The 12,714-nt window shown below is 50.9% G+C and carries 10 protein-coding genes; 5 read left to right on the top strand and 5 right to left on the bottom strand.

Going from position 1 to position 12,714, the window contains the following annotated elements; genetic code table 11:
- Positions 1 to 77: 77 nt before the first annotated feature.
- From ACKFKH_RS10205 to ACKFKH_RS10215, 3 genes are all read left to right on the top strand, one after another.
- Positions 78 to 1,394: a carboxymuconolactone decarboxylase family protein gene (locus tag ACKFKH_RS10205; RefSeq protein ID WP_446858172.1), complete on the top strand. Its 1,317-nt coding sequence runs from the start codon at positions 78 to 80 to the stop codon at positions 1,392 to 1,394.
- Between the two features lie 15 nt (positions 1,395 to 1,409).
- Positions 1,410 to 2,780 (top strand): beta-propeller fold lactonase family protein, encoded by a 1,371-nt coding sequence (locus ACKFKH_RS10210; protein ID WP_446858173.1) that lies wholly within the window; start codon positions 1,410 to 1,412, stop codon positions 2,778 to 2,780.
- 269 nt (positions 2,781 to 3,049) lie between these two features.
- Entirely contained in the window at positions 3,050 to 3,478 is a 429-nt protein-coding gene (locus ACKFKH_RS10215; RefSeq protein WP_446858174.1) for a hypothetical protein, read from the top strand.
- Positions 3,479 to 3,620: 142 nt separating this feature from the next.
- On the opposite strand, the gene ACKFKH_RS10220 is transcribed toward ACKFKH_RS10215, so the two are convergent.
- The 5 genes from ACKFKH_RS10220 to ACKFKH_RS10240 all read right to left on the bottom strand — a co-directional run bounded on the left by ACKFKH_RS10220 (position 3,621) and on the right by ACKFKH_RS10240 (position 7,260).
- Positions 3,621 to 4,700, bottom strand: coding sequence for a peptidoglycan-binding domain-containing protein (locus ACKFKH_RS10220; protein ID WP_446858175.1), 1,080 nt, complete (start codon positions 4,698 to 4,700; stop codon positions 3,621 to 3,623).
- 107 nt (positions 4,701 to 4,807) lie between these two features.
- Complete coding sequence (locus tag ACKFKH_RS10225; RefSeq protein WP_446858176.1) at positions 4,808 to 5,455, bottom strand: DUF3318 domain-containing protein; 648 nt, start codon at positions 5,453 to 5,455, stop codon at positions 4,808 to 4,810.
- Between the two features lie 125 nt (positions 5,456 to 5,580).
- Positions 5,581 to 5,757 (bottom strand): hypothetical protein, encoded by a 177-nt coding sequence (locus ACKFKH_RS10230; RefSeq protein ID WP_446858177.1) that lies wholly within the window; start codon positions 5,755 to 5,757, stop codon positions 5,581 to 5,583.
- Positions 5,758 to 5,929: 172 nt separating this feature from the next.
- Positions 5,930 to 6,286 carry a resolvase gene (locus ACKFKH_RS10235; RefSeq protein ID WP_446858178.1) on the bottom strand — a complete coding sequence of 119 codons (357 nt, stop codon included), beginning with the start codon at positions 6,284 to 6,286 and terminating at the stop codon, positions 5,930 to 5,932.
- Between the two features lie 218 nt (positions 6,287 to 6,504).
- Positions 6,505 to 7,260 (bottom strand): DUF1350 family protein, encoded by a 756-nt coding sequence (locus ACKFKH_RS10240; protein ID WP_446858179.1) that lies wholly within the window; start codon positions 7,258 to 7,260, stop codon positions 6,505 to 6,507.
- A 160-nt stretch (positions 7,261 to 7,420) separates the two neighbouring features.
- On the opposite strand from ACKFKH_RS10240, the gene ACKFKH_RS10245 reads away from it, so the two are divergent.
- Both ACKFKH_RS10245 and ACKFKH_RS10250 read left to right on the top strand, forming a co-directional pair.
- A complete protein-coding gene (locus ACKFKH_RS10245; protein WP_446858180.1) occupies positions 7,421 to 8,998 on the top strand; it encodes a sensor histidine kinase in 1,578 nt (525 codons plus the stop codon).
- Positions 8,999 to 9,235: 237 nt separating this feature from the next.
- Positions 9,236 to 12,706, top strand: coding sequence for a HEAT repeat domain-containing protein (locus tag ACKFKH_RS10250; RefSeq protein ID WP_446858181.1), 3,471 nt, complete (start codon positions 9,236 to 9,238; stop codon positions 12,704 to 12,706).
- The last annotated feature ends 8 nt before the right edge of the window (positions 12,707 to 12,714 follow it).

A 12,714-nucleotide genomic window follows, 5' to 3' on the forward strand; every position in this document is an offset into this window, starting at 1 on the left:
TCTTTTGGCAGATGGGGGCATGATGTCTGGTCTGTAGTTGAGATTCACAAAATCACAATCATTGTGTTGTAAAAATCATGTCACAGACTGCTCAACGAATGCGCCGATCGCTGCTCACGTCTGCGATCGCAACACTGACAACTTTTGTTCTAGGAATCTTTACTAAAAAAGTGCAAGCTCAACCCAGCGATAGCTACACTCGCGGCATTGAAACGCTCAAGCGAGTCGGGGGTAATGATTACGATCGCGCTACTCGCCCACTGGAAGCATTTTCACCAGATTTAGCCCAAATGGTTGTGAACCATGTGTTTGGCGATGTTTTATCTCGACCCGGACTCGATTTGAAACAGCGAGAAATCGCGATCGTGGCGGCATTAACTGCGATCGGCTCGGTACGTCCGGCACTGAAGTTTCATATTCATGGAATGCTGAATGTCGGCTGTACGCCTCAAGAAGTGGTAGAGACGATTCTGAATGCCGTTGTGTATGCTGGCTTTCCAGCCGCGCAAGATGGCATGACGATCGCGCGGGAAGTGTTCAAAGAACGTAACCTTCAGTTCAAGCCTGTTTCAGCCAGACCGGAGGGCGATCGCTACCAGCTTGGGATTCAAAATTTGCAGCAAACAGAAGGCGATCGAGTTAAAACCATTGCCACTCGGTTTGCCACCCTTGCCCCCGATTTACCCCGGTTGATCATCGAATTTGCGCGGGGTGAAATTTGGAATCGGCGCGGACTCAGCCTCAAATCTCGCGAGTTTGCCACGCTAGCGATGGTCACGGCTCTCGGCAATCAGAACAATTCAGTTGAGGCTCACGTTGAAGGGGCATTGCGGGCGGGCGCGACAGAGACTGAAATTAAAGAATTGCTGATGCAAATGACCGTGTATGCAGGTTATCCCAAAACCCTGACTGCCATTGCTGCCGCGCAGCAGAAACTTGTCGCTCTCAAACAACAGGGAATTCCGCCTGCTAGTCCACAACCAGAGCTAGAAAGTCGGCGGCAGGCAGAAAGCAATGAGACTCGCTACCGCCGGGGTTTAGACGCTCTCAATCAAATTAGCAAAGCATCGGGTGAGGCAGTGGTGAACAGCTTTGAAGATATTGCTCCTGACCTCGGACGCTACATCGTGGAATTTGCCTATGGCGATGTCTTTTCTCGTCCAAATCTCGATCTAAAAACCCGTGAACTGGCAACCGTTTCTGCCTTGACTGGGTTGAATACCACGGCTTCAGGGTTACCGCTCAAAGTCCATATCAATGGAGCCTTAAACGTAGGAGCCAATCGTCAGGAAATTGTTGAAACTATCCTACATATGCTTCCCTATGTTGGCTTTGTGAAAGTGCAGCAAGCAATGGCTGTAGCGGAAGAAGTGTTTAAGGAACGAAGTGCTTAAGTTAATTCAAAGACCATGAAAAACTTTAATCTGAGCATCACCCGCAGCGCGATCGCGTTCATCATTGGTTGTCTCACATGCATCTCAATTTCAACTCAATTGAGCAATTCCCAACCCACACAGCAGTTGTTGGAATTTACAGGACGCTACATTGCTGCCATTTCAGATGGTGATTTTCTTGCCAGCACCTATGCAGATGGTAAGTTGCCTGCTCAAGGGGTGAGTGATCAACTCTCGATCGTGACATTACTTCCGAATGGAAAACGAGAAACGATCGCGCAAATTAATGCTTCAAATTCAGTGATTGGAGCGCCTTATGCGCTGGCGCTATCACCCGATCATCAAACTGCATTTGTCGTTGAAACCCTTGGAGCGATGCCAGCGAATGCGACTCGAAGAGAGCAACTTCCTTCTGGCAATCAATTGGTGGCGATCGATGTCTCTAATCCTCGTCGTCCCATTGTTCGAGATCGAATTGAAGTTCCTCCTAAGCCTGAAACGGTTCATGTTCATCCCAATGGAAATTTACTAGCAATTTCAACGCAGACTCCAAACAAAGAAATCGTTCTAATTCCAGTTCAGAACAATCAACTCGGTCAACCGACAGAGTTTTCCCTTCGTCAGATCGGAATTCAACCTGACCCAAAGTATTTCCAAAATGGATTGTACGCGAGTCAAGTTCAGTGGCATCCGTCTGGAAAATATCTAGCTGTAAATCTGGACTACCGAGATGAAATTGTCTTTTACGAAGTCGATCGCAACGCTGAAGGGGCACTGCAACTGTCTCCCTGGGGTTCACCCGTGAAAGTTGGCAAAGACCCGTTTACAGGACAATTCACTCCTGATGGGCGCTTCTATCTCAGCAGCAATTGGGGGCGCAATTTTGGTGAACAAATCAAAACCTTGGAACAACGATTACCCGAAACGCGAGGAACAGTATCCGTCATTCAACTTGCTCCATTGAATACGTCTGGAACACAGCATCGGGTGGTTTCAACTGCGATCGCCGATCTTTCACCCGAAAGTTTGGCAATCAGTCCAGATGGCTCAAAGGTCGTGACTGTAAATATGCGTGGGACTGCCTTCCCGACTAATTCACCTCGATTTACCCGTCAAGCGACCTTGAGTTTGATGATGCTCGATCGCGCATCAGGTCAACTCACGAAGCTCAAGGATTATCCATTTGAGGGAATTTTGCCAGAGGGTGCAGCTTTCGATGCCAGCGGTAAGGCATTAGCCGTCACGGTCTATGACTATTTCACCCCAAAACCTGAAGGTGGAATCGAATTCTGGCGAGTCATCGAAAAGCCAACTCCAGAGCTACAACGAACAGGATATGTTGTTGATATGGGTCGGGGTGTTCATCAAGTATTAGTCGCTCGATAACGTTTCGGTTGGGCGGCCGTAAATATCCTCGACATCCACACGAAGATTTTGCGGTAGTGAGATCAAGCGAATTGTTATACGGCTGTGAACTCGGTTCTCGTTATCCCTCTAATGTCACGCTAGAAGAAGTAAAATCACCAAAAAACGACGTAGCCTTTTTCCGGCAAGTATTTTAGCGTGAATTCGATGAAATCCTTCGCTGCGGTGATCGCTCCGGGCTGCCCCCTAAAATCGCAGTTCTCAATCTCACTATCAAAAACGATTATCACTTGTTTGCCTCTGTCAAACCTGTCGAGCCATCTCAATGGCTAAAAGATCTCTTATCAAACACCATTGACCTGGCCGCAACCATTAGCACCGAGAAAGCCAGATCCGAACTCATCATTACTCCCATCCTGCTTGAGGTTCGCGGAATGTTTTTAGGCAGCGTGGGTTATTTTTCTGGCACCACCTTCAATGTTGACGAAGCCAAAAGCCTCACAGGAGTGTGCGATTTCTTGCTAACCGCCAGCGCCAATCAAGTTGTGATTGATGCCCCCGTCGTCGTGATCGTAGAAGCAAAAGACAACGACATTCGCTCTGGGCTGGGGCAGTGTGCAGCAGAAATGGTAGCCGCCTGGATCTTCAAGATCGCCAGGGGCATCCCGATCACATCATCTGGGGCGCAGTTTCCACAGGAACCAACTGGCGGTTTTTGAGGCTGACAGATGGCGGCACTCTGGAAGTAGACTTAAGCGAATACGCGATCGCCCAGTTGCCCCAAATCTTAGGAATCCTCACCCAGCCCTTCAAACTCAAAGCGGCAGAGTTGTGACCGTCAAAGAACTTTTGCGCCTCCGCCTAAAACCCATCCACCGACCAGTGCGGCGGATCATATTCCAGTTTGTAAACTCCATAGGATGCACCCACCGTCCAGAGTTGAGGATTGTCGTTGCCGTTGCGCGGACTGCCGATACTGACCGTTCTACCTGAGCCGTTTCTAATATTGAGATTGCCTTGCCAGTCGATCAGCCAATCGATCGCCAGCGCTTGAGTGTGACGCGATCGCAGCGCCGCCGGATTGCTCCCAATCCCATACGCTTCCACCATTTGCCGCGCAGCCTGTAGCGATCCCGCGTTGCTGTAGTGCACCCAGTCAATATCTACCCCACTCATCGACGGCACATTTTCGGGGGCAATGTCTCGATTGTTGATAGAGACGCTGTAGTGCATCATGTAAGCCCGCTCTGGAGGTCGATACGTGTTCGTAATCTCGATCGTCGCCCCCGCATCTCTGAGCGCCTTTTCAAATGATTGCACCCGCTGCCGAAACGGAGAGGCCAGATCATCGATCGACCGACTCGCCGGAAAGAATCTCACCCACTGGGCCCCACTCAATCGAGCGCGAAGCCGTCTCGCATACTCCGTCAAAATCTCCAACCCAGGCGTAAAATCGCTGCTCAATTTCTGCTTGGTTGCCGTCGAAAGCTGCTGCTCTAGACGCGATCGAAACCCCACATCCAGAATTTTGTACGCCTCTGACAACCCCTTAGCGCTCCTCGCCCCAAAGTCACCATCCGCACTCAGAGCAGGATTGAGCCGACCGATCGCATTCAAGCTGGTTTGCAGATCTCTGACTTCAGACGGCCCATAGTTAAGGTAGTCCAGCAACATGGCTGGGGTCAGGTTTGCGACGCGATAGATAAACCCTTGAGCCAGCGCCTTACTATAACTTCCGGCCCCGACAATGCCATCTGCGGTCAGACCGTTTTTCTTCTGAAAGTCACGAGTTACGCGATCGGTCGCCGGGCCAAAACTGTTGTCGATCCCGCCGATCGGATAATTCAAATCTTGCAAAAAACGCTGCCACGCGCCAACAGCGGCCCCCGTAGACCCGACTCTCAAAATGGGTAATTTGAGGGCACTAATCTTAAAAGCCATACGCTCACCTGTACAGAAAAATGGGCAACAGACAGGCTTTTTAGTATCGCCTCAATCGTCCGCTACCCATTCTCTTTTCCAAAAAGGTTTAGATTCGGTCGCAAACTCTACTCAAAGTCGTTAGGAGCCGAAGATTTCATCTTAGCTTTTGCCTTGGCTGCACTTTTCTTCAGCGCATTGAGACGAGCTTCATACTTGCTGCGGAGCCGCTTTTTGGGAGTCTGGTCGATTAGCGTTTTGAGAGCACTTCCCAAACTTTTGTAGGCGTTGGGCAAGGTGTAGCCAAATCGAGTCGCGAGCGCGATCGCCCGTTCGTCAGCATCGGCGGATTCTTGCAGGTTACGCTCACTATTGTTTTTCTGATAAAGACGAAAGCCAGCTACCCCAGACAGCCCCAGGGCCAAAATCAGCAGCAAGGCATCTTGTACCCACAGTTCACCAACCGCGCCACCAAGACCGATCGCCAGAGCCGCCATTTCCCAGCCATCTTTGGGGATGGTGTCTGCCTGAATCCGAGCAACCTCGTGCCAAAACAGAAGATTTCGCTGGTCGATTGCCAGTTGATCCCATTTCGGCATGTCGATTTGGATTTCAACTTCGTCCCGGCCGATTTCTTCACTGGTAATCAGCGTCGGATTGACGGCAGTTGTGACTTCGATCGTCACCCAACTCTGCAATTCGGGCGGCAGCAACGTCTTTAAACGCCGCAGTTCGCTCATGTCGGCCCTGGCAGTCGAGGTTGCATACGATGTCATTGATCCAGCCCCAGAACAATATAAATAACACTTCCCTTGATCATAGCGATTGCACGGATCATTCGGGTAAGGTCTATCTATTTTGCCGGATCTGAATGAAATGCTGCAAGACTTTGAAGCGGAAGCTATTTCACGTCAGCGACAGGAGTGGGTTGAATGGTGGGTGAACTACTGGGTGTGTAGTGACCAATCATCAAAATTGGGAGGATCAACGTGAGCAAGGCGATCGCCGTCCCAATAATATTCGCCATTGTGTGAGTAGGGTGTCCTGATGGAGTGGTAGGCGGACTACCAGATTGCATAAATTATTTAACCAACTCAACTAGACTAACGTCAGAAAACGCGCAGCTTTCATCATTTAGCCCAAAATTAGAGAGAAATCTTTCACTCACATAAATAATTCTAACGGGATTTGGAGGGATTTTTACTTTTGGTTAACAATCGCAACTTAAGCAACTCAGGCGCAACTTAAGGTCACGATCGCGCTTTAAGGGTTTGATGAATGTGTTGCAACTCGGTCAAGATGGCTTGCAGCAGTTCTTGAGTGGCGTTGGACTGGGGTTCTTGGACTTCGATCGTCACCTGTTTAATTCTCAAGACATCTTTTGCAAACCGCGCCACTTCGTTGGGGTGAAACAGCAAAATATCGTTGGGACTCTCTCGCAGTTCTGCGTTCAGCTTTTTGGGATCGTAGGGCGGATTTGCTTCGTCGGGATTAGTGTTGGCATAACGGTAGACTGAGGCTCTCGATCGATTCAGCGCTTTTTGAACGGCATCGACATCCATTAACCCCAGCGTAGCGACCCCAATCTCAGAGTGTGTCAGCGTCATGTATGATTTCTTGTATTTGGACGCGCAAATCTTACCATAAGACGAGGGACAGGGATGAGGGTGAAAGAAGGGATGAGGGATGAGGGATGAGGGATGAGGGATGAAATGCTGATAGAGCTTGCTCAAAATCCCAAAAATTTCACCAAACATTTTCAAGCTCAACCTTTTAACTCCGCAACTTTATCTTGGTTCATCCCTCATCCCTCATCCCTCATCCCTTAAGAAAACGGGTTGAGCCACAGGAGAATGGCTTTTTCGAGTTGGGCGAGTTCGCGGTAGACTTCTTGGCGCATCCACTGAGCGATCGCGTCAAAGGGTGTGAAGTCTTTTCCTGCTTGCCATTTCATATCTTGTCCTAGAGGGGTTACATGACTGCCGTTGAGCGTTCTGAGCGAGTTCATGCCAGGAAAGCGCTTTTCTAGAATGTTGGATAGCGGAACGGACTGGTCGATCGTATCGTTAGAAAATTTCACCAGCAAATTGCGTCGGACTTGGTAGCGATCGCCAATCATTCGATGCGTCTCAAGCGGTGACGGAGTGAACTCGACCGGGAAAACAGTGGAAAATTGATCAACTAAAGGAACGGCTTCCTTGGCGGAGAAATTATTGTAGGAGATCAAAATATTGCCCGATCGCTCTACCGAAAACAGACTGCCGATTAATAAGTGCAGCTTGCAGCCCATGCTGTGTCCCATGCCGTAAATCGGAAGGTAACGGTTGAGGATGCGAGTTTGCAACACTTCTAGCGCTATGTTGAAGCTTTTGAACACTGATCGGGCAATCTCAGCATGATCAAACGTATTGACAAAGGGAGTAGCGACGATCGCATAGCCCTGGGTTGCCAAATATTCCAATAGGCGGCGGTAGGTGAGATGGGGAGCAGTGGCCACAAATGCGCCGCCCAAAAAGTGAACGATCGCCACAGGTCGCGCCGGGACTAAAACCCAATTGCCAGAAATTTCTTGCCAGTCCATTCAGCTTTTTGATTACCAAAACATCTATCCTCATTCTGTCTAGCTTTTTACGTCTTCGCTTCGACAGTTAGCCGTACATCAATAGAAACTCGAATTCGCTGCTAATCTTTCAAAAGGCGGACATTGCACCTCGATCGGTACGGTTCTACACTCACCGATCGTGCTCAAATCTAGATACGCTCGTAGTCAGGTAGCGGTCGAATGTATTGAACGGATTATGCACGAGTGGATTTTACCAACTCTCAGTGAGATTTTGACTTCGCCAACAACGGGTGATCAGCTTTTAGCGCCGTCTCCCAAAAATCTCTCGGTAGCTCAACAGCGAGTCAGAGCCGAGCGGGAATGGTTTGGCGCGATCGCCGCTTTAGAAGTCTTGCTGCAACAAAATCAGCAGGCAATGTCAGAAGATTCTCAAGTCAAAGGGGTGATCCTGGCTGGGCCGTTGCCTGTTTTGGGTCAGCCTGAGTTGTTGGCAAACTACGCAACCTGGTCTTTTACGTCTGATCCGATGGCGACGTTGATGGGGTTGCCGTTTCAGTTGCCGCCTGCTTTGGGTGAGCCATCGCCTTGTGAAACCAATCCTACGTTGTCGCTGTTGCCCGGAGATCCGCTGGCGGCGGAGCAGTTTTGTTTTGCCCTGACCGATCGCTTTAGTCTGGCGATGGTGCTGGGCGAAGATGCTGACGGCAATCCTCAGTTTTCGTTTTCGTTTGACCCTGACTGTGTGGAGCGGGTTTGGCAAACGTTGCGCCTGCGAGTGGTGTTGATGAATGCGTATCAGGTCGGACGATTGGATCGGTTGTTTCAGCAGTTTCCGCCGATCGCGCCTGACTATCGACTGGTGACTCAGTTTAGCCATCAACTGCTTGCCCACCTTCCCGATATCGAAGACTCTAAAGAGTCTCAACTCAGAGAAGAACAGATTGGAATCGCCCTACAGAGAACACGCCGACGCGCTAGATCGGCCTCCACTACGTCCGCGATTTTGTCGTCTCCCCAAAGCCTTGATGTCGAACTGCTGCAAGCGATCGCTCACGAAGTCAGAACGCCCTTGACGACGATTCGCACGCTGACCCGATCGCTGCTCAAACGGCGAGACTTGCTGCCCGATGTGATCAAGCGGTTAGAAATGATCGATCGCGAGTGTAGTGAACAAATCGATCGGTTTGGGCTGATCTTTCGAGCCGTTGAGTTAGAAACGTCGGCGACAAAACTCGAATCAACTTCCCTAACTCCGACTTCTCTAACCGAAGTGTTGCAGCAGAGCATTCCTCGATGGCAAAAGCAAGCCAGTCAGCGCAATCTGACGCTAGAAGTGATTTTGCCGCAACAGATGCCGCCTGTGGTGAGTGATCCGACGATGTTGGATCAGGCTTTGACGAGTTTGATCGATCGATCAGCGCGCAGTTTGCCCTCCGGAAGTTGCATTCAAGTCGAGGTGACGCTGGCGGGGGATCAGCTTAAATTACAGCTTCAGTCTCAAATGAGTCCAACTGAGCATCACGAGGCCAAAACGCGAGGACACTACAAACCCTTGCTCAAGTCGCTGGGTCAGGTGTTGATGTTTCAGCCAGAAACGGGCAGTTTGAGTCTCAATTTAACGGTAACCAAGAATCTGTTTCAAGCATTGGGCGGCAAGCTGATTGTCAGACAGCGCCCCGAACAAGGTGAAGTGTTTACGCTGTTTTTGCCATTAGAACCCGGCAGTATCCATTCAGGAACGCTGCACCACATCTAAAAGAATTTCATAAGAATTTCATGAAGCTGGCCGCGATCTGGCAAAACTACTGGGGAACAATTACGGTATCAGGGTTGCCAAGTATTACCGATCGCAGTCATCGTAGGAAATTTCTACTAGATTTTACGCAGATAGCCTTTGAAGGTTTCACTTAAAGGTTTCACTTAGACGCGATCGCACCCCCAATCTTTTTACGGCACCCCTGCATCGACTACCCATTTTTGCAGGCGTTCTGGCATGGCTACGCGCACCCGACAAAACTTTCTTCTGATCTTGAGCCTTTTGTGTCTGTCGATCGGACTTCATCCGACCCAAGGACTCGATCGCCTCGACGCGACTGAGATTTCATCGTCCCAACTTAGCAAACTGGCCGATCGCCAGTCTCCAGATGGAGTGGCCTCGCTCAAACGGCTGGGAGTTTCAGCAATTCCAGCCCTGGTGAAGGTGGCTCAAAATCCTCAAGAAAAGCCAAAAGTGCGATTGTTTGCGATTCAGATTCTGGGTGAAATGGGGGCCGAAGCAAAATCCGCGGTCTCGATGCTGGCAGAATTGGTGCGCGACCGTAATCTGTCTATTCGGGTCAAGGCGATCAAGGCGCTGGCGGAAATTGGCAGCGTGGCCAGTTCTGCGGTACCCGATTTGACAGTGGCTTTGTCGGACTCAGATCCCCAGATTCGAGGCGAGGCGGCGACTGCTCTCGGAAAAATTGGCGAAGCCTCTAAGTCAGCGGTTCCAGCCCTGGTGGCGACGCTCAACGATTCTAAACTGGCGGTGCGGCTCAAAGTGATCTACGCGCTCTCTAACCTGGGAGCAGACGCAAAATTGGCCGTTCCTGATCTGACGCAAGCCCTCTCTGACCCTCAAAAAGAAGTCCAAGTGGGGGCGATCGTCACGCTAGGCAAGCTGGGGTCGGAATCTAAGGGATCGGTCAAAATCCTCGCTCAGTTGCTCACCGATGGCGATAAAGATATTCGACTCAAAGCGATTACCGCCCTGGGAAGTATTGGCCTAGACGCGGGGGCAGCCGTACCAGAATTGACGAGAGCATTGCGACACAGCGATCGAGACACGCGATCATTTGCAGCTTTGACCCTGGGTAAAATTGGATCTGAAGCAAAGTCAGCAACTCCCGAATTGACCACCGCGCTGTCGGATTTAGATAAAGATGTGCGTCAGTATGCGGCGGCCGCTTTGGGCAAAATTGGACTAGAGGCAAAGTCTGCCCTACCTGAATTGGTGAAAGCGCTCAAAGATGAGAATCCGGCAGTGCGCTTGAGTACGGCGGCCGCTCTGACTCGCATTGCAGGCGTTTTGCAAGATAAAGCCCGATCGCTCAACACGACAGAGCTATCCGACGCTTACACCAATCTCGAAAAAGCGTTGCCCGTTCTTGAAGATGTCCAGGCAGGATTTAGCGAAGAAGTGCTGGCGGCGGTGCGGCGTTCTCTTAGCGTGCTCAAAAATGAGAAAGAGTCGCGGCTATTTGAACGGGTGTTTGAATGGGGACAGTCTAATCCCGCGATCGCGAGCATTCTACTCTATCTCATGACCATGCCGTCTTTGTGGGCGATCGTCCTTTTAGCACGTCCCTTATGGCTGCTCAAACTCAACAACGCCCTCAAGCCCTACACCGATTTTGAGATTCCCAGTCCGCTGGGTGGCAGCGTCAAAGTTCCCCTGCGGTTTGTGTTATTTGTCGGCTGGTTTCACTATCACCCACGGGTTTTGGATGCCTGGGTTCGTCAGCAGATTGACGTAGCGCGAGAAGCGTTTGCCCACAAAAATACGGTGAGCGATCGTAAGGTTTACATTCCGATTCCCGTCGTGTTGGATGGCAATACCGTTGCTGAACTGGCCAGTCACGATTTGCACACGACCTTTTGGGATGGGCGGCAGTGCCTCTTGATTTGGGGAGAAGGCGGCATTGGCAAGACTAGTCTGGCCTGTCATTTGGCCAAGTGGGCGATGGCGGATGATAAAACGTCGCGGCTCTGTCGTCATCGCATGTTGCCCGTGTTGATCGAACAAGAATTAGATTTTAAGCTGCCGGACGATAAGAATCCTTTTCGGGAGGCGATTCGCGGCCAACTGCAAGCCTTGATCGATGCCTCTGATCCTCTATCTGACGAGTTTCTCGAACGGCTGCTCCGGCAACGCAGAATTGTGGTGATTGTCGATCGCCTCTCCGAACTCAGCGAAGCCACCCGCGAACAGATTCGCCCCGGTCATCCTGACTTTCCGGCAAATGCGCTGATTGTTACGTCACGAGTCGAAGAAACCCTGGACGAAGTGCCCAAGACCACAATCAAACCACTTCGCATCGAGGGCAACCGCCTATCTTCCTTTTTAGAAGCCTATCTAACTCAACGCAGCAAACGAGAACTATTCACCGATTCTGAATATTTTGATGCCTGTAGCCAACTGTCCAAGATGGTCGGTCAGCGCAACATCACCGTTCTGTTGGCCAAGCTCTACGCTGAGCAGATGATCGCCAAAAAAGAAGACGTTGCCGAAGAAAATCTGCCGGATAACATCCCCGATCTGATGCTCAGTTATTTAAATGAGTTAAATCGGGATGCCACGCCAGACGAACCCGACAATCTCACCGTTCATGAAGATGCCAAAATCATTGCCTGGGAATGCCTGAAACAGTACTACCATCCTGCGCCTGCCAAGCGAGATACCATTCTGGCAGAACTGGAAGCCGCGACAGGTGCCGATAGTGAAACGGTCAAAGCGCGACTCAAACACTTAGAAAAACGACTGCGGGTGATTCAGGCGATCGGGCCCGCTCAGGATCAGATCTGTTTTGCCCTCGACCCGTTGGCCGAATGTCTCGCAGCCTTACATTTAGTCGAGCTTTACACCAACCAAAAACCCCTCTGGGACGACTGGCTGCTGCTGGCGGACTCGATGCCCGGTGCCCCCGAAAGCATTCAGGGCTTCCTTTTAGCGATGCGAGATTGTTGTTTGACGCGCGCCGAAGAAACTGACGTGCCCGACTATGTGTTAGAAGAATTGGGCAAACGAGTCGGGCTGAGTGCCGAAACCCTGCGAAAAGCTCAAGTTGACCAGCGAATGCGCCGTCTTGCTCCTCAACTCTCAACCGGGGACACGCTGCTGAGACTGGATGCCATTCGTGAATTGGGAGAACTGGGGCCAGCGACCAAAGCGGTTTTGCCTGCTCTGATTCGAGAATTTCAAGACCGAGACTGGCGAATTCGGCGAGAAGTGGCGAGAGCGATCGGACAAATCGGCCCCGAAGCGAGAACTGCCATTCCAGCCCTAATCGAACGGTTGCGAGATGACGATCGCCGGGTGAGTGGAGAAGCGATCGCAAGTTTGGGCAAGTTGGGCACGATGGCCATTCCTGCGTTGATTGGTGCTTTAGAATCAAAGCCTGCTTATGTCCGCAGTACGGCGGCCTGGGTGTTGTCCAGTTTTAATGCGACCGCGAGAGGGGCCATTCCCGCTTTGACGGCGGCACTCAAAGATGAAGATTGGCAGGTTCGCTGGGTGGCGGCCTATGCGCTGGGGTGTATTGGCCCAGAGGCTAAGTCAGCGATTCCCAGTCTGATCGAGGCCTTTAAAGGAGAGTACGAACTCGTCAGCAAAGAAGCCAGCCGCACCCTGTGGCGCATTAGTGGAGAAGCTGAAGCGATCGTCGCGGCTCTAGGCGAGATGGGAAATGGGCGAGAGGATAATTAGGGATGAGG

It is taken from the genome of Phormidesmis sp. 146-20 (genome assembly GCF_052939475.1).

Coding starts and splice junctions, on each gene's coding strand:
- ACKFKH_RS10205 (WP_446858172.1), top strand. CDS start 78: ATGTCACAGACTGCTCAACGAATGCGCCGATCGCTGCTCACGTCTGCG.
- ACKFKH_RS10210 (WP_446858173.1), top strand. CDS start 1,410: ATGAAAAACTTTAATCTGAGCATCACCCGCAGCGCGATCGCGTTCATC.
- ACKFKH_RS10220 (WP_446858175.1), bottom strand. CDS start 4,700: ATGGCTTTTAAGATTAGTGCCCTCAAATTACCCATTTTGAGAGTCGGG.
- ACKFKH_RS10225 (WP_446858176.1), bottom strand. CDS start 5,455: ATGACATCGTATGCAACCTCGACTGCCAGGGCCGACATGAGCGAACTG.
- ACKFKH_RS10230 (WP_446858177.1), bottom strand. CDS start 5,757: ATGCAATCTGGTAGTCCGCCTACCACTCCATCAGGACACCCTACTCAC.
- ACKFKH_RS10235 (WP_446858178.1), bottom strand. CDS start 6,286: ATGACGCTGACACACTCTGAGATTGGGGTCGCTACGCTGGGGTTAATG.
- ACKFKH_RS10240 (WP_446858179.1), bottom strand. CDS start 7,260: ATGGACTGGCAAGAAATTTCTGGCAATTGGGTTTTAGTCCCGGCGCGA.
- ACKFKH_RS10250 (WP_446858181.1), top strand. CDS start 9,236: ATGGCTACGCGCACCCGACAAAACTTTCTTCTGATCTTGAGCCTTTTG.